The 17201-nt window shown below is 68.4% G+C and carries 16 protein-coding genes; 2 read left to right on the forward strand and 14 right to left on the reverse strand.

Annotated features, from left to right (window positions below):
* Positions 1-24: 24 nt before the first annotated feature.
* The 9 genes from ABY42_RS03820 to metG all read right to left on the reverse strand — a co-directional run bounded on the left by ABY42_RS03820 (position 25) and on the right by metG (position 10391).
* Positions 25-1299: an SPFH domain-containing protein gene (locus ABY42_RS03820; RefSeq protein ID WP_050458764.1), complete on the reverse strand. Its 1275-nt coding sequence runs from the start codon at positions 1297-1299 to the stop codon at positions 25-27.
* 125 nt (positions 1300-1424) lie between these two features.
* Positions 1425-2027 carry an NfeD family protein gene (locus ABY42_RS03825; RefSeq protein ID WP_004972638.1) on the reverse strand — a complete coding sequence of 201 codons (603 nt, stop codon included), beginning with the start codon at positions 2025-2027 and terminating at the stop codon, positions 1425-1427.
* Positions 2028-2129: 102 nt separating this feature from the next.
* Positions 2130-3278, reverse strand: a complete 1149-nt coding sequence (locus ABY42_RS03830; protein ID WP_050458765.1) for a restriction endonuclease — start codon at positions 3276-3278, stop codon at positions 2130-2132.
* An 84-nt stretch (positions 3279-3362) separates the two neighbouring features.
* A complete protein-coding gene (locus ABY42_RS03835; RefSeq protein ID WP_050458766.1) occupies positions 3363-5117 on the reverse strand; it encodes a DUF7282 domain-containing protein in 1755 nt (584 codons plus the stop codon).
* A 139-nt stretch (positions 5118-5256) separates the two neighbouring features.
* Positions 5257-5487, reverse strand: coding sequence for a DUF7312 domain-containing protein (locus ABY42_RS03840; RefSeq protein ID WP_004972634.1), 231 nt, complete (start codon positions 5485-5487; stop codon positions 5257-5259).
* Positions 5488-5528: 41 nt separating this feature from the next.
* Positions 5529-7289 carry a pyruvate kinase gene (pyk, locus tag ABY42_RS03845; RefSeq protein WP_050458767.1) on the reverse strand — a complete coding sequence of 587 codons (1761 nt, stop codon included), beginning with the start codon at positions 7287-7289 and terminating at the stop codon, positions 5529-5531.
* A 114-nt stretch (positions 7290-7403) separates the two neighbouring features.
* Complete coding sequence (locus ABY42_RS03850) at positions 7404-7691, reverse strand: hypothetical protein (protein WP_050458768.1); 288 nt, start codon at positions 7689-7691, stop codon at positions 7404-7406.
* 70 nt (positions 7692-7761) lie between these two features.
* Positions 7762-8067 carry a hypothetical protein gene (locus ABY42_RS03855; protein ID WP_008092278.1) on the reverse strand — a complete coding sequence of 102 codons (306 nt, stop codon included), beginning with the start codon at positions 8065-8067 and terminating at the stop codon, positions 7762-7764.
* A gap of 131 nt (positions 8068-8198) precedes the next feature.
* A complete protein-coding gene (metG, locus tag ABY42_RS03860; protein ID WP_050458769.1) occupies positions 8199-10391 on the reverse strand; it encodes a methionine--tRNA ligase in 2193 nt (730 codons plus the stop codon).
* A 352-nt stretch (positions 10392-10743) separates the two neighbouring features.
* On the opposite strand from metG, the gene ABY42_RS03865 reads away from it, so the two are divergent.
* The gene (locus ABY42_RS03865) at positions 10744-11097 is read left to right on the forward strand and encodes a hypothetical protein (protein WP_050458770.1); all 354 of its coding nucleotides are present in this window, start codon (positions 10744-10746) and stop codon (positions 11095-11097) included.
* A 61-nt stretch (positions 11098-11158) separates the two neighbouring features.
* Here ABY42_RS03865 and ABY42_RS03870 read toward each other — a convergent pair whose 3' ends face one another.
* From ABY42_RS03870 to ABY42_RS03885, 4 genes are all read right to left on the reverse strand, one after another.
* Positions 11159-11725 carry a YqaA family protein gene (locus tag ABY42_RS03870; protein WP_004972628.1) on the reverse strand — a complete coding sequence of 189 codons (567 nt, stop codon included), beginning with the start codon at positions 11723-11725 and terminating at the stop codon, positions 11159-11161.
* A gap of 49 nt (positions 11726-11774) precedes the next feature.
* Complete coding sequence (mfnA, locus tag ABY42_RS03875) at positions 11775-12848, reverse strand: tyrosine decarboxylase MfnA (protein ID WP_050458771.1); 1074 nt, start codon at positions 12846-12848, stop codon at positions 11775-11777.
* Positions 12849-12975: 127 nt separating this feature from the next.
* Positions 12976-15252: a phosphoenolpyruvate synthase gene (gene ppsA / locus ABY42_RS03880; RefSeq protein ID WP_050458772.1), complete on the reverse strand. Its 2277-nt coding sequence runs from the start codon at positions 15250-15252 to the stop codon at positions 12976-12978.
* Positions 15253-15369: 117 nt separating this feature from the next.
* Entirely contained in the window at positions 15370-15618 is a 249-nt protein-coding gene (locus ABY42_RS03885) for a hypothetical protein (protein ID WP_050458773.1), read from the reverse strand.
* Between the two features lie 77 nt (positions 15619-15695).
* Here ABY42_RS03885 and ABY42_RS03890 point away from each other — a divergent pair, with 77 nt between their 5' ends.
* Positions 15696-16295, forward strand: coding sequence for a J domain-containing protein (locus ABY42_RS03890; protein WP_050458774.1), 600 nt, complete (start codon positions 15696-15698; stop codon positions 16293-16295).
* A gap of 42 nt (positions 16296-16337) precedes the next feature.
* On the opposite strand, the gene ABY42_RS03895 is transcribed toward ABY42_RS03890, so the two are convergent.
* Positions 16338-17117, reverse strand: coding sequence for a DUF7839 domain-containing protein (locus ABY42_RS03895; RefSeq protein WP_050458775.1), 780 nt, complete (start codon positions 17115-17117; stop codon positions 16338-16340).
* Positions 17118-17201 lie beyond the last annotated feature (84 nt).

Consider the following 17201-nt stretch of genomic DNA (forward strand, 5'->3'; position numbering starts at 1 on the left):
GTCCGGGACCGTCCGCCGATGCGACTATTCGAGGTCCTTCTCGAAGGACATCTCGCTTTCGTCGTCGCCGTCACCGTCGGCGTCGGGTTGCCCGTTGCTCGCGGTCTCCGTGTCCGCCGACCCGCCGGTCGCGGCCGCGTCGTCGGCGCCCTCGCTTTCGGCGACGACCTCGTCGGACGACTTGATGGGTTCTTCTTCCTCGTCGGCCTCGGCGATGACCTCGTCGGGCGACTTGATGTCGTTGACCTCGGCGCCGGCCTTGATGGCTTCGGCCTCCTGTTCGAGCTGTTCGACGTCCATCTCGGCGGCCTGGTCTATCTGGCCGAGAATCTCCTCGATGTCGTCGAGCCCGATGAGTTCGCGGGTCTCCTCGTCGAACTGCTTGCTGGAGAGGCCTTCCATGTCCTGCACGTCGGAGCCGGTGAGCTGTTTGCCGTAGCGGCCGACGAGCGACGTGAGCTCCTGCGGGAGGACGAACGTCGTGGACTCGCCCTGTCCGATGCGTTCGAGCGTCTCCATGCCCTTGTCGATGATGGCGCGCTCGCCCATCGACTCGGCGGATTTCGCGCGAAGGACCGTCGAGATTGCGTCACCCTGCGCTTCGAGAATCTGCGACTGCTTTTCACCCTGCGCGCGGATGATGTTCGACTGCTTTTCACCCTCCGCGGTCTCGACGGCGGAGCGGCGTTCACCCTGCGCTTCGAGAATCATGGCGCGGCGGCGGCGCTCGGCGGAGGTCTGCTGTTCCATCGCCTGCTGCACGTCGGCGCTGGGGTTGACCTCGCGGACCTCGACGGACTCGACGCGGACGCCCCACTCGTCGGTCGGCTCGTCGAGTTCCTTGCGGATGCGCGCGTTGATTTCCTGACGCTTGTTGAGCGTGTCGTCGAGCTCCATGTCGCCGAGGACGGCCCGGAGGGTCGTCTGGGCGAGGTTGGAGACAGCGCGCTTGTAGTTGTCGACCTCGAGGAACGCCTTCTTCGCGTCCATCACCTTGATGTAGACGACGGCGTCGGCGGTCACCGGCGAGTTGTCGCGCGTGATGGCTTCCTGTCGGGGCACGTCGAGCGTCTGGGTCCGCATGTCGAACGCGTAGGTCCGAGAGACGAACGGCGGGATGAAGTTGATACCCGGTTCGAGGAGGCGTCGGTACTCCCCGAACACCGTGAGCGCCTTCTTCTCGTAGGCGTCCACGATTTCGACCATCTGATACACCGTCACGATGGCGAGGACGAGCACGAGGAGGCCGACGACGACGCCTCCGATGCCCAGTCCCGCCTGGAGGGCAAGTAAGTCCATACGCCCGTGTTGGGTTGGACGAATGATAAGTATTCGTGTGGTGCGGCCGTCACGTCGGACGATTTCGGCGGCGACGAGGGCGCAGTCGGCCCGAACCGCGCCGGTCGGCGCGCGGCGGCCGCCGGTCAGACGCCTTCGGTACCCTCTCGTTCGAGTTCTTCTTCGCGCTCCGCGGACTCCTCGCGTCGCTGCCGCGCCCGCTCGCGGGCGAGTTCGCGGTCGATTTCGTCTTCGCCGGGGCCGACTCCCTCGACGGTCACGACGTTGCCGCCGCCGGGGTCGACGACGATGACTTCGGTTCCTTCCTCCAGTTCGCCGTGGACGGAGCGGGCGGCGTAGTAGGGGTTAAAGCCGCCCTCGTCGAGTTTGACCTCGCCGCTGGTCGGCGTGACGCGCTCGGTGACGCGCCCCATCTTCCCCGTCAACGCGTCCGAGTCGCTCGTCTTTCCCTCTCCTTTCCCGCCGTAGAGGTCGAGCTCTCGGTAGCCGTAGAGCGCGAGCGCGCCGAAGACGAAGACGAGCAGACCCAGGATAAGCGGGGTCGCGAGCGGCGCGATGAGGAGGCCGGCCAGTCCCGCCGCGAGGAGGGCGACGCCGAGGACGACGAAATGTGCGCCGGGGGCGATGGCCTCCGCGAGCGACAGGCCGAGCCCCGCGAGCACGAGCAACAGCGGAAGCGTCTCGGGGGTGATGAGACCGGTCTGTAACGGGAACGGCAGGTATGCCATACCGGCTCTAGGGCCGTCGCCCGATTAAGGATTGAGGGTCGAATTCGTCGCGGGGGGCGCGGTCGGTGCGCGATTCCCGTGGCGGGGCGGACTCGCCCGCGCTCAGTCGTCGCCGTTCGGGTCGGTCGAGACGGTGTCGTCGTGGACGAACGCCACGGTGTCCTCGTTCGTCGGCTGGACGAGGACGGTCCCGGTGGTCGCGTTCGTCGGCACGGCGAAGACGGTCCAGACGTGCGTGCTCTCGCCGGGAGCGAACAGCGCGCCGTTGTCGAAGCCGGTCGCGTTCGACAGCGGCTGGTGACCGTAGCTGACGCCGTCAGACTCGAACACGAGCGCCGACTGCGGTAGGTTCCCGGGTGAGCCGCTCGCGGCCGTCGCATTGAGTCCGACGACGACGAACCGCTCTCCCTCCGGCGCGGCGTACGTTTGGTTACCCACCTGAAGCGAGTCTGCCGTCCGCGCGTTCCACCGAGCGACCAGGTCGGCCGAGTCGGTGCTCGCGCCCGAGAGCGCGGAGATGGCGACGCCGTTTCCGCCGGCGCTCGACCCGCCGAGCCCGTCCACCATCGGCCCGAGCACGGCCACGGAACCGAGCGCGAGGACGAGCAACAGGACGGCGACGACGACCACGCGGACGCTCGGCGGCGACCCCGATTTCAGGTCGTCGACCGACGACGGCAGTCTGTCGCGGAGCGAGCCTCCAGAGGAGTCACCACCGCCGCCGCCGTCGCCGCCATCGCCGCCGGTGAGCCCGGCGAGCCGTTCGCGTACGGCGGCTATCGGGAGCGACGCCAACGCCTCTTCGACCGGCTCGGGCAGGTCGAACGGCAGGCCGAACTCGACCTCCGCCGTCTCGAACACCTCGCCGTCCGTGTACTGTTTGACGGTCTGTTCGAGTCCCTCGTCGGCGACGGTCTCGCCGAGTTCGTCGCGGTCGAGCAGCGTCACGTCGTGGTTCGTGGCGAACCCGCGGACCGAGTCGTCGAACTCGCCCTGCGTGGCGACGACGACGGTGTCGATGCCGCGTTTTTTCGCGTGCGCGACGAACCCCTTGACGTGCCCCGTTCCCACCGTCGTCTCGACGGACGGGAGCACGAGCATGAGCCCTTTCGTGCCGTCGCCGCGCTGCCCCTGTACGAGGTATCGACCTTCGCCTCGGGGCTGGGCGTTCGTCTGCCAGTTCCGTTGGGTCCAGAGGTCCGAGAGGAAGTGGACGAACTTCGTCGGTTCGAGTTCGACGAGTCTCGTCACTGTTCGCGTCCCTCCGGTCCGTCGGGGGCGGGTCGTCGGTCGTGTCCGCGTCGGTCGTGTGTCATCTTGTCGCCTCGGTGTTCGTCAGCGTCGCAGTCGCCGCGCGGCCAGTCCGGTGAGGACGAGCGCGACGACCGTCAGCCCCGGCGAGAACGGGATTCCGGTGTTCGTTCCGGCGGCGGCCGGTTCCAGCGGCGTCCGTTCGACGACCGGGAACGGCGTCTCGGTTGTCGTTTCCGCGGTCGGTTCTGTTGGCGTCGCGGTCGGCGTGGCCGTCGGCGTCGGCGTCTTCGCGCCGGGTTCGAGTCGGACCATCGCGTCGTCGGCGACGATGGTGCCGACCGTCTCGTTGTCGTCCGCGGTCGCGTTGCCGTCGGTACCATTACCGTCGCCGCCGGTCCGGTACGGCGCGTCGACCGCGACCGAGAAGTTCCCGTCGCGGTCGCGGTCCGCGTAGGCGATGGCGAGCAACTCCGCGTCGGCCAACTGTCGGCGGTCGAAGTCTACGACGACGTTTCGATGCGTCCCCGGCGGGAGGTACGCGCTCGTCCCCAGCGGCTCCTCGTCGGCGGTCTCGACGGCGACGAAGCCGCCGACCGAGAGGTTCACGCGGCTGATGGTGACGAACGTCCCGTCGGTCTCCTGGTCGACGAACCGGAGGTTCGCCTCGGAGTCGAGGATGCGCATCGTGTGTTCGGTCTCGTCGCGGTAGTCGCGCACCCAAAGCGGGAACGTGAGCCCGCGGTCCTCGGGCGCGAACGTGAGGTTCTGCGAGACGGTCCGGTTCGCCGTGACCGTCATCGGCACGAGCCTCAAGAACGGCTGGCCGGGGGCGCGCGCCCGGAGTTCGACGACGCTGTTCGGCGCGAGGGTGGTCTCACCGGTGACGTTCACCCGCAGTGACTCCCACGGGTACACCGTCTCGTTTCGCACCTCGATGGAGACGGTCGGTTCGACGAGCCGCACCCGCGAGCGCGCCGTGATGGTGTCCTCGTCGACGAAGTCGCTGTGGTCGCCGCGGAGCGTCACCTGCAGTTCGTACTCCTCGGTGTCACCTTCCAGCGGGAGCTCCGAGGTGTCCCAGACGACCAACACCTCGTCGTTCTCGAAGTCGGTGACGACGGTCGTCCCGTTTTCCGGCGTCGCGAGGAACGTCTGTTGTTCTCGGTTCGGCCGGACTTCGAGCTGATTCAGCGTGATTTCGATGCCGCGCGCGTTCGCGCCGCCGGTCACGTCGTCCGGGTTCAGCGCCGATTCGAGCCCGCTCTCGTCGAGGCGGACGACCGCGAGGTCGCCCTTGGCGACGGTCGTCCGCTCGGTCATCACGCCCCGAACGTCCCCGGGCGACACCGACGCGTCGGAGTCGTTCAGGCTCGCGGGCGCGACGTTGGTCGTCGCCGACGTGTTCCCGCGCTCCGCGACGTCGAGTTGGCCGATGGCGCGTTCGACGCCGTCGATGGTGACGTTCATCATGTACGTCGCCGGCTCGATGGGCTCGCCGAGGTGGCCGGTGTGGAGCGTCTTGTTGCCGCCGCCGGAGACGTACGTCTCGGGCGCGCCGGTCGAGTTGTAGGTGTCGACGGTCAGGGTGGTCGTCCCCGACCCGACGAGGGCGACGGTCAGGTGGTAGCCGTAACCGTCGCCGCCGATGTGGAGCGTGCCCGGCTGGGAGTGCTGGACACGTATCTCGACGACGTCACCGCGGGTGACGGTGGTGACGTCCTCGCCGAACGACGCGGTCGGCTCGTCGGCGGCGACTGCGGGCGTCGGAACCCAGAGCGCCGCGAGGAGAATCAACGCGGCGACCAACACGGAGGGTGCGCGGACTGCGTAACTCATTTGGTGTGTCCCGGTCGGGGGGTTGACGGTGGTTCCCCTCGGGGTCACATAAATCAACAGTCCCGATTATCAAAACGGAAAGTCGGATGGTCGAGGTTCGGACCTCGCGGCGGCTCGCGACCGGCGCGCCGTTGGGCGGTCAGACCGCGCCCGGGAACACGGTGATGACGATGAGCCCGACCGCGAGGAGGACGCCGAGGAACACGAACGCGACGTTTTCGGCCCGCGGTGACCCGGGCTCGATGGGGAGCTGTTCGATCTCGGGTTCGTCGTCGACGATGCCGTCGGGGCCGACGTCGTCGACGCCGAAGCGCCACTCGCCGTCGCCGTCGCGGTCGTCTTCGGCCTCGGGAGAGGGTGCGCGGGACATCGAATCGTGGGTAGGCGTCGCGGCGGGAAAGGGCTACCGCACTACTGCCGGTTGCCGCGGTCGTGGCTGATGACGTCGCCCTCGTAGACGATACCGCGCTCGGCGTGGAGCGTGACGGTCGCGCCCTGCTTGATGGTCTTCGGGAGCGGCGCGCCCGACACCATCGGGATGTCGAGTTCGCGCGCGACGAGCGCCGGGTAGCCGGTCATGCCCGCGCGGGCGTCGACGATTCCGGCGAGCTTGTCGGCGTCGCCGTCGAACTCGCCGTCGAACTCGGCCGACAGCGCGAGAATCGCGCCCTCGGGCACGTCCGTGAGGTCGCCGTCCTCGGTGCGGTAGAGGGGGCCGGCGACCCGGCCGCTGACGATTTTCCGGCCCGTGGCGACGGGCTCGGCGGCGACGTGAACCTTGAGCATGTTCGTCGTGTTCGTCCCTTCGAGCTCCGTCATCATGCCGGAGAGGACGACGATGGTGTCGCCGGACTCCGCGACGCCGGCGTCGAGCGCGGCGGTGACGGCGTCGTCCATGACGCCCTCCACGCTCGGGCTGTAGTCGGCGTACTGCGCCGAGACGCCCCACGAGACGGCGAGCTGACGGCGCGTCCGGTCGTTCGGCGTGACGGCGACGACGGGGACGCCGGGGCGGAACTTCGCGGTCTTCCGGGCGGTGTAACCGGACTCGGAGACGGCGACGACGGCCGCGGCGTTCACGTCGCGGGCGAGGTAGCGCGCCGAGCGGGCCAGCGCCTCGGTGCGGGAGCCCTCGTCGGCGGTCGGGACGCGCTGTTCTTGGCTCTCGTCGTACTCGGGGCTCTCTTCGACTTCCTCGACGATGCGGGACATCGTCTCGACGACGCGGACGGGGTGGTCGCCGACGGCGGTCTCGCCGGAGAGCATCACGGCGTCGGTGCCGTCGAGGACGGCGTTGGCCACGTCGGACGCCTCCGCGCGGGTCGGGCGGCGCGAGCGGACCATCGAGTCGAGCATCTCGGTCGCGGTGATGACCGGCGCGCCCGCGGCCTGCGCTTTGCGGATGGTGCGCTTCTGGATGATGGGAACCTCTTCGAGGGGGCACTCGACGCCGAGGTCGCCGCGGGCGACCATCACGCCGTGGGCCGCCTGGATGATTTCGTCGAGGTTCTCGACCGCGCCGGCGCGCTCGATTTTGGCGATGATGGGAATCTCCGCGCCGAGGTTCTCGAGGGTGTCGCTGATGGTGTAGACGTCCTCCGCGTCGCGGATGAACGAGGCGGCGACGTAGTCGACTTCCTTCTTCGCGGCGAGCTTCAGGTTCTCGTAGTCGGAGTCGGTGATGAGGTCGATGTCGAGGTCGACGCCGGGGACGTTCACGCCCTTGCGCGAACTGAGTTTCCCGTCGGAGACGATGGTCGCGTGGACCGAGTCGTCCTCGACGCGCTCGACGGTGGCCTCGATGCGGCCGTCGTCGAGGAGGATGGTGTCGCCGGACTCCGCGGCGGTGATGGAGTACGACAGCCCGACCGCCTCGGGCGTGGCGTCGTCGCCCTCGTAGAAGCGGACCTCGCTTCCGGTTTCGAGGTAGATGTCCTCGTCGATGTCGGCGGTTCGGACCTCGGGGCCCTGCAGGTCGAGCATGGCCGCGAGCGGTTCGTCGGTCGCGTCGTCGACGGCGCGGATGCTGTCGATGACGTCGGACCGGTGTTCGACGTTGCCGTGGCTCGCGTTCATCCGGGCGACGCTCATGCCGGCGTCGGCGAGCCCGCGAATCGTCTCCCGGTCGAAGGACGCGGGACCGAGGGTGCAGACGATTTTTGCGTTTCTCATGGCGTCGCCTACGAGTGACTGATAAAAAAGCCCGATGATGAACTCGGTGTCGAGTAACGGGTTCGCATACGTACTCTCTATAGTTCGCCCGTCGAACTGACCGCTCGGTCGCCGTCACGAAACTATAATGGTCGTTCGGTAAATTCCTCCGTCGTATCTGACGTAGCCGGGGTCGCGGAACTCGTTTCTGTCCGTTCCCTCCCGGAGGGTCACGGTCTCGCCTCCGAGCGCCTCCCGAAACGCCGACTGCTGGGCCGGCGCGAGGTTCTGGTACGAGACGGCCCCCTCGCCCTGCGGGAGGTCGTCGACCCGGGCGACGCTCAGTCTCGCGGTCCCGCTCGCGCCGCCGAGACAGCCCGTCGAGACGACGAGCGCCGCGGCGAGTAACACGCTGAGTCGCATGGCGGCGCTCCAGCGTCGCCGCTCAAATCGGCTCCGGTTGCGACGCGGGATTCGAGCGTCGAACGCCGACTCAGCCGGAGACGGTCGTCCGGTAGATGTCGCCGTCGTACCGGACGTAGCCGGGGTCGGCGAACTCGTTTCTCGCGGCCTCGTTCGGTATCGCCGCCGGTTCGCCGGTCGAGACTGCCTCCTCGAACGTCTCGCGTTGGTCGGGGTCGAGGTTGCCGAAGGCCACCGCGCCCTGTCCCTGCGGGAGTTCGTCCACGCGCTCGACGGTCAGGGTGCCCGCGCCGCCGCCCGTGACCGCGGCGACGACGCCCGCGAACACCGCGAGCGCGACGACGATTCCGACCGCTTCCCGTCTTCCGATTCGCATGGGCGACGCTCGGGAGTCGGCGCAGTTAGGCGCTGTGGTCCACGCCTGATACGAGGGCGGTGGGGCGGTCGAGACGGCGAGTCGGAAAAACCGGGTCGCGAGCGGTCGCGTATCGGGTCGCAGACGGTCGCTTACTGGACTTTCGTGCCGGGGACGGCGTCGCCGTGGGTCGTCAGGATGTCGGCCTCGTCGCCCGCGGCCAACAGCATCCCGTTGGACTCGACGCCGAACAGCTCGGCCTTCTCGAGGTTGGCGACGATGATGACCTTCGACCCGGCGAGCGAGTCGAGGTCGTGAAGCTGTTTGATGCCGGCGACGATTTGGCGCTCTTCGACGCCGATGTCGACGGTGAGCTTGGCGAGTTTGTCCGCGCCGTCGATGCCCTCGGCGGCGACGATTTCGCCCACGCGGATGTCGAGCTCCTGGAAGTCCTCGAAGGAGATGCGGTCGTCGGCGAGGGGTTCGAAGTCGATGTCGGCGTCAGAGTCGGAGTCTGCGTCCATATCCTCCTCGGCGTCCTCGTCGGACTCGTCGCTTTCGGATTCCGTCTCGGCCACGCGCGCTTCGAGCTTCTCGTTGAGTTCCTCGACGCGCTCGTCTTCGATTTTCTCGAACAGCGCCGCGGGCTCGCCGAAGGACGCCGGTGGAGCTTCGAAGGCGTCGTCGACGCCGGTGTCGGTCACCGAGCCGTCCTCGCCGAGTTGCTCCCAGAGCGCCTGCATCTTGCCCGGCGCGACGGGGAAGAACAGCACGGCGATGGCCTTCGCGATTTGGACGCAGTCGCGGATGACCTGCGCCGCGGCCTCGGGGTCCTCGTCGGTGAGCTTCCACGGCTCGTTGTGCTGGATGTACTCGTTGCCGAACTGCGCGAGGCGGACGGCGGCGTTGCCGGACTTCCGGACCGAGTAGTCGTTGATGCCGGCTTCGAACTCGTCGATGGCCTCCTGAATGCGGGCTTCGACTTCCTCGGACACCTCAGCCTCGGGCGTCCCCTCGAAGTTGCGGTACGCGAAGAGCATCGACCGGTAGAGGAAGTTGCCGACCGTACCGACGAGTTCGCTGTTCACGCGGTCTTTGAACTTCGACCACGAGAAGTCCACGTCCTGCTGGAATCCGCCGTTGGTGGCGAGGTAGTACCGCAGCAGGTCGGGGTGGAAGCCCTCGTCGAGGTACTCGTCGGCCCAGACGGCGCGATTGCGCGAGGTGGAAAAGCCCTTGCCGTTGAGCGTGATGAAGCCGGAGGCCATGACCGCGCGCGGCTCGACGTAGCCCGCGCCGCGGAGCATCGCCGGCCAGAAAACGGTGTGGTGCTGGATGATGTCGCGGCCGATGATGTGGACGATGTCACCGCCGGACTCCGTCCGGCGAGCCTCCGAACCCGCGTCGGATTCAGAGACACCGGCGTCCTTCCACGCGGCCTCCCAGTCGAAGGTGTCGGCGCCGACGCGCTCCGTGTACTGCTTGGTCGAGGAGATGTATTCGATTGGCGCGTCGACCCAGACGTACAGCACGAGGTCGTCGCTATCGTCACGCCCAGACTCCGTCTGGTCTGCCTCCGAATCCTCGGCGGATTCGGAGACGCCGGGGTAGTCGATGCCCCAGTCCATGTCGCGGGTGATACACCAGTCCTGCAGTTCGCCCTCTATCCACTCGCGGGGCTGGTTCTGGGCGTTCGAGGTGCCTTCGAGGCGGTCGATGAACTCCTGGAGGTAGTCTTGGAGGTCGGAGACCGCGAAGAACTTGTGCTCGCGCTCGCGGTACTCCGCGGCGTTGCCGGTGAGCGTCGAGGTCGGGTCTTCGATTTCGCCGGGTTCGAGGTGGCGGCCGCAGCCCTCGTCGCACTCGTCGCCGCGGGCGTGCGCGCCGCAGTACGGACAGGTGCCCTCGACGAAGCGGTCGGGGAGCCACTGGTCCGCCTCGGGGTCGTAGGCGACCGGAATCTCTTTCTCGTAGACGTAGCCCTCGGCTTCGAGCGTGCGGACGATTTCCTGGGTCAGTTCGGTGTTCGTCTCGTCGTGGGTGTGGCCGTAGTTGTCGAACTCGATGTTGAAGCGGGGGAACGTCGCCTCGTACTTCTCGTGGTGGCGGAGCGCGAACTCCTCGGGCGTGACGCCCTCCTTCTCGGCGTTGACGGCGACGGGCGTGCCGTGCATGTCCGACCCGCTGACGAAGGCCGTCTTTTGGCCGAGTGTTCGCAGCGAGCGACTGTAGATGTCGCCGCCGACGTACGTTCTGAGGTGGCCGATGTGGAGGTCGCCGTTGGCGTACGGCAGTCCACACGTCACCACCGCTGGCTTCTCCGTGGGGAAGTCCTCGTGACTCATATGTGTCGTGTATCTCGGAAGCGGGCCTAAAGCCCGCCGCTTCGGATGCGTCTGTCTGGCGGTGCGATATCGCCCCGAGGTTCGCCGGACCCGACCGTCGTCTCACGTTACCGAGGCGACGGCCGGAGGCGGGTCCACCCGCGGCTAAAAGGGAGCGCGCATACGCATGTTGTCGGGGAGACCCGTCGCGGTCACACCGGTACTGAAGCCGAGCGCGCGTATAAATTATCGGGACCGCTCGGGACCGCCGCACTCGACTGGCTGCGGACGACCGGGCTGCGGACGACCGCGACGGCGACGCGCCAGCACGAGTCACGCAACCGCTATCTCGTCGGCCGACGCCCTGTTCGGCGTGACTACGACTACCGCCTCCCAACCCGCCCGGAGCGTCGGCTTCGCCGCCGTGTTCGCCATCCTCCTCGGGCTGTTCGTCTCCGGCTACGGTCTCCTTCTCGTCCCGCAGTCGCCGCTCGGCGGCGGCTGGATTCTCGCCATCGGCGTCTCGCTCGCGCTCGCCGGTGTCTTCGCAATCGAGTCGGTCGGCCGACGCCTCGGCCTGTCCGCGGCCACGTGCCGGACGCTGTCGCTGTCGTTCGCGGCGCTCGCGGCCGTCCTCTTCGTCGCGTTCGTCGTCGTCAACTACGCGTCCGTCGAGTCGTTCGAGGCGACGTCCGAGACGGCGACGGGTTCCGAAGCGAGTGGCTGACAGCGGTACTGACGGCGGCGCGACGACGACAGCGAGGTGAGCCGACCCGCGCGCGCCCCGCTCAGAGGAACGCCAGCGCGGCCTCGATACCGATGACCGTCACGATGAGTCGGCCGCAGGAGCCGACGAACGTCGCGGCCGCGAACTTGAGGTAGTCGTCTTCGAGGACCGAAAACGCGTAAATCGAGAGCGTGTCGGGAAAGCCCGGCACGCAGAGCGCGGCCGCGAGTCCGGCGAAGCCCCAGTTCTGTGCGATTTGGACGGCCTTGCGCTCGGTCCACCCCATCACGTCGACCGGGAGCCGTTCGAGCGCCCGTTCGACGTAGCCCGACTCCGTCGTCTGACGGCCGATGTAGAAGGCGAAGACGCTGCCTGCGGCCTTGCCCGCGCCGCTGACGAGGATGATGACCGCCAGCTTCGCGCCGTAGGGGAGCCCGAGGTCGAGCGGGGCGGCGAGGACGATTTCGCTCACGCCCGGGAGGGCGAAGGCGATGAGAAACGAGTACGCGAAGATGATGACCAGCCCGACCCAGCCGGTGGCCGTCTCGACGAGCGACGAGAGCCACGAGAAGTCGGGGTACAGACTGAGCGTCAGGTCTGCGAGCGATGCGAACGCGGTGAGAGACACACGAGAGGGTCGAAGCCAGTCGGTTGTAAGTTTTCAGGTTCGGACCGGCTCAGTTGCGCGTCGGCCCCGACCGGAGGTCGTCGAGGTCCGAGAGGAACGCCCGGAGCGACTCGCGGGAGACGTGCGGCATGCAGACGATGCGGAGTTCGCCGCTCGCGGTCCGCGAGATACGCCAGCCGAGGTCCCGAAGCGACTCGAACTGCCCGTCGGGGACGCTCGCGGCGACCAGCGGGAGGTCCGGTTCGACCGCGTCGTAGCCCCGAGAGCGGAGTTCGTCGTAGAACCACTCGGCGTTCGTCTGCTGGCGCTCGTAGGCGTCGCGGTAGCCGTCGGGCCAGAGTTCGCGCATCGCGGCGGCCGCGGAGGCGACGCCCGCGCCGCTTCGGGTGCCGGTGAGGCTCGCCTGCGACGCGGATTCGAGGTACGGCGTGTCGACCGCCAGCGAGTCGACGACCGACTTGTCGCGGAACAACAGGCCGCCGGCGGGGACGACCGCCTGCCCGTACTTGTGGGGGTCGATGGTCATCGAGTCGATTGGCGCGTGAGCGAACGACCACTCGTGGTCGGTGAAGGGGAGGATGAACCCGCCCCACGCGGCGTCGACGTGCATCAGCGCGCCGGCGTCGTGGGCGACCGCGGTCAGCTCGGGTATCGGGTCGACGCGGCCGAACTCGGTCGTGCCGGCGACGCCGGCGACGAGGACGGTGTGGTCGTCGACGGCCTCGCGGACGGCCGCGACGTTCGCGCGGTAGTCGTCGTCGACGGGGACGATTCGGAGTTCCACGTCGAGCACGTCGGCGGCCTTCTGGAAACTGAAGTGGATGCTCTCGGGGGCGACGACGTTCGGGTCGTCGTCGCGGGCGTGGTTGCGCGCGGCTCGGATGGCCTGGATGTTGGCCTCGGTCCCGCCGCTCGTCACGTAGCCGTGGGGGGTCGAGAGGCCGGTGATGTCGCCGAGGTACGAGAGTGCGTCTTCTTCGAGGGCGGCGACGGCCTGATAGGTCGCCGGGTCGCCGGGGTTGGTGGCAAAGAACCGCTCTGCGGCCTTCCGGGCGGCCGGGTGCGGTCGGGTGCACATCGAAGAGAGGACGCGGTCGAACTCCTGCGGTGCCGCGCGCTGCATGCATCCCACTATAACCACACCCAGTATATCGGTTCCGCTCCATTGCGCCGCGTCGCCCAGCCGATGGCGTCGCTACCCGGACGAGAAAAGACGGGAGAGGGTGGTTCGACCTCGACGTTCGCCGGAGTCAGCGAACCGAGTCGAGGAGGAGTCGCTGTTCGACGCGCTTGACCTCGTGTTGCACGTCGCGGACGGCGTCGATGTTGGCCGAGATGGAGCTGACGCCCTTGTCGACGAGGAACTGAACCATCTTGGGCTTCGAGCCGGCCTGCCCGCAGATGCTCGTCTTCACGCCGACCTCGCGGCACGTCTCGATGGTGTCGCCGATGAGTTTGAGCACCGCCGGGTGCAGTTCGTCGTAGATGTCGGCGACGTGCTCGTTGTTGCGGTCCACCGCGAGGGTGTACTGCGTCAGGTCGTTCGTGCCGAACGAGGCGAAGTCGATGCCGGCGTCGGCGAGCTCTTCGATGCAGAGCGCCGCGGCCGGCGTCTCTATCATGACGCCCCACTCGCGCTTTTCGGGGTCGATGCCGGCCTCGCGCATGTGCTCTTTCGCCCGCAGCACGTCCTCGGCGTCGTTGACGAGCGGGAACATGACTTCGAGGTTGTCGTAGCCCATGTCGAACAGGCGGCGGAACGCCTGCAGTTCGAGACGGAAGACGCTCGGGTTGTCGAGGCCGCGGCGGATGCCGCGGTAGCCGAGCATCGGGTTGTGCTCGCGCGGCTCGTTCTCGCCGCCTTCGAGCTGTCGGAACTCGTCTGTCGGCGCGTCGAGGGTGCGGACGCGGACCGGCCGCGGGTAGAACTCCTCTGCGGCCTCGCGGACGCCAGAGACGATTTCGTCCACGTAGGCGCGCTCGCCGTTCTGCTCGATGAACCGCTCGGGGGTCTTGCCGAGCGTCAGGACCATGTGCTCGATGCGGAGCAGGCCGACGCCGTCAGCGCCCGTCGCGGCGGCGCGCTCGGCCGCCTCGGGGATGGAGACGTTGACCTTGACCTCGGTCGCGGTCATCGGCTTGACGGGCGTCTTGGGGCGGGCCTCCTCGACGGGCTGGCGCTGTTTCTCCTCGGGCTCTTCGCCCTCGCGGACGGTTCCCTTGTCGCCGTCGATGGTGACGACCTCGCCGTCTTCGAGGGTCTTCGTCCCGTCGCCGGTGCCGACGACCGCGGGCACGCCGAGTTCGCGGGAGACGATGGCCGCGTGGGAGGTCATGCCGCCCTCGTCGGTGACGATGCCGGCGGCGCGCTTCATCGCGGGCACCATGTCGGGCATGGTCATCTCGGTGACGATGATGTCGCCCTCGGCGACCTGGTCGAGGTGGTCGAGCTTGGTGACGATGCGGGCGCGGCCGGAGGCGATGCCGGGGCTCGCGCCGAGGCCGCGGATGAGCACGTCGTCGCCGGTCGCGGCCGCCCGCGAACGTCCGCTGTCGCCCTCGTCTTCCTCGCCGTCGTCAGCCTCGGCGATAGTCGTAATCGGGCGCGACTGGAGCATGTAGACCTCGCCCTCGTAGACGGCCCACTCCACGTCCTGCGGCGTCTCGTAGTGGTCTTCGACCAGTTCGCCGAGTTCGAGCAGGCGGGAGACCTCGTCGTCGGTGAGGACGCGCTCGTGGCGGCGGTCGCTCGGCACGTCGCGCATGACGGTCTCGCCGCTCTCCTCGTCGCGGACGCACATCGTCTTCTTGTCCGCGATGGTCGCCGTCTCGACCTCGCCGGTCTCGCGGCTGATGACGTAGTTGTCGGGCGAGACGGTGCCGGAGACGACGGCTTCGCCGAGACCCCACGCGGCCTCGATGATAATCTCCTTCTTGCCGGTCGAGGGGTGTCGGGTGAACATCACGCCGGACTTCTCGGCGTCGACCATCTGCTGGACGACCACCGCGATGTCGACCTTGTCGTGGGGGAAGCCCTTGCGGTTGCGGTAGTAGATGGCGCGCTCGGAGAACAGCGAGGCCCAACACTCCTTGACGCGGTCGAGGAGGTCCTCCTCGGTGATGTTCAGGAACGTCTCCTGTTGGCCCGCGAAGGAGGCGTCCGGCAGGTCCTCGGCCGTCGCGGACGACCGGACGGCGACGAAGGCGTCGCCCTCGCCGACGCTCCGGTAGGCGTCGAGGATTTCCTCCCGCACGTCGTCCGGCATCGGCGTCTCCATGATGAGGTCGTGCGCCGTCTCGTGGGCCGCCTGCAGCGCCTCGGAGTCCTCGTGGTCGACCTCGACCGCGGCGAACAGCTCGTCGTCGATGCCCGCGTCCTCGATGAACGCGCGGTACGTGCTCGCCGTCACGACGAATCCCGGCGGGACGGGAAGCCCCGCACCGGTTAGTTCGCCCAGCGACGCGCCTTTCCCGCCGACCAGGTCGAGGTCGTCAGCCCGTACGTCGTCCAGCCAGACTACAGCCATGTGATGTTCGTATGGTCCCGCACCCCGATAAAGAAGTTTGCGAACGAAACAAGTATGAATGAAAACTCACTCGAAGGCGAGTATGAAATTGCGGCGTCGACCCGGAGACGGACGTTCTCAGGACTCTCGGCGCGCCCGTCCGTGTTCTTCGCAGAGGATTTCGCCGGTGTCCGGGTCGAGGTAGAACGTCGACCCGGCTTCGACCGGCTTCCCGCAGACCCCACAGCCGTCGTCGTGTCGGAGGAAGTACTTCCCCTCGGCGTGGCCCGTCTCCAGTCGTCCGGCGGCGACGGCCGGTCGCGTCAGTCCCTCGCCGATTTGGGTTCGCTCAGCGCTGTCGGCCTCCTCGAAGCGAATCGGTCGCATGCCGGCTCTTCGTTCTCCCGCGGCAAATCGGTACGGGCAGCGAGGGGTTCATAATCGCTCGCCACGTGACTTCTAGCGTGCTTCCGGAGTGGGTCTTTCTGCTCCCGCCGTGGCTCCTCGTCGGCCTCGCCGCGGGCGCGGTCGCCTCCGTCGTCGTCGCCGGCGTCTTCGTCGTCGGCGGTCGTGTCTTCCCGGAGCGGCGGGTCTCCCGCGGCCCCCGCGTCGACGGGACGGGCCGCCGCCGCCACGAAATCCGCGACTACCTCACCGCCATCGACGAGCGGTTCGTCGAGGACCGCCTGATCCGCGGCGAGACGGTGGCGTTCTTCCTCCCCGACCGCGGCGTCGCCATCACCTTCGACGCGCAGGCGTTCTTCCGCCTCGAACGCGCCGGCGTCTACGCCGTCCTCTGCGAACACGAGATGCCCGGCGGCCAACTCGGCCGGCGGCTCCCCTTCGACGTGCCGGACATCGAGCCCGAACTGGCCGACCTCGACGACCCCGTGTCGGCCGCGTTCGACCGGCTCGACCTCCCCGCGAACGCCTCTTCGGACGCCGTCAGAGACGCCTATCGCGCGCGGGTGAAGGACGTACACCCCGACCACGGCGGCGACCGCGAGCGGTTCCGCGAGCTACGGGAGGCGTACACGATGGCCCGAGAACACGCGGAGAGTTAAGCGGCGAATTCGACGTCGAGAAACCCCGAAACCGGCGCGGAGCTACGGCTCCGTCACTTCGAACAGCACGCCCGCGTCGCGGAGCGCGTCGGTCACGCGCCCGGCGGTGTCCGTGCTGGCGACGACCGCGGCGTCGAGTCCGCGGGCCGCGGCGTCGGCGGCGACCTCGCCCGGCGCGAACCACGTCTTGACCTCGACCGACGCGTGTCGGCAGGCGACGACGGCCTCGACGCCCGCGGCGACGACGATGTCGGCCTCGTCGCACGCCGCCGCGAGCGCGTCCGCGTCGACCGCGTCGGACTCGGCGAGCCGCGCGGGCGGCACCTGCAGCACGCGGACCGAACCGGGTTCCATCTCGATGACGCCCTCGAAGCCGGTGACGCTGGCCGCGTCGCCCGCCTCGGCGTCGGTGGTGGCGACGCCGATGGCCGGCCCGTCGTCGCCGGGCGTGGCGTGTAGCAGGCCGTCGCGGAGCGACAGGGTCACCGTGTCGCCGGCCGCCACGTCGTCGGTGACGATTGCGGCGTCCTCGTTGACGCTCTCCAGCACGTCGTCGGTGACGTGTTCGGCGAACCGCTGGAGGGCGCGCGCCTCCTGAAACAGCCAGTCGACGCCCTCTTTCGTCACGCGGTAGCGCGACCGGCCCTGCTTTTCGACGAGCCCGTCTTCGACGAGGTCGCGGATGTACTCGGAGACCGCCTGACTCGTCACCCCGACCGCCTCGGCGATTTCGCCCTGACTCACCGCCGGCTGCCGGTCGGCTATCTCGGCGAGGATGCGAAAGCGGGTCGCGGTGCGCTTGTCCTCCAGTGCGCCGCTCATGTGCCGAACGTGGGACGCACCGACTAAAAAGGCCCCTGCTCCGACGCCGGCTCCACCTCCAATTCCGCCGGCCTCTCGCGGGCG

It is taken from the genome of Haloferax gibbonsii, assembly GCF_001190965.1.
Lineage (GTDB): Archaea > Halobacteriota > Halobacteria > Halobacteriales > Haloferacaceae > Haloferax > Haloferax gibbonsii.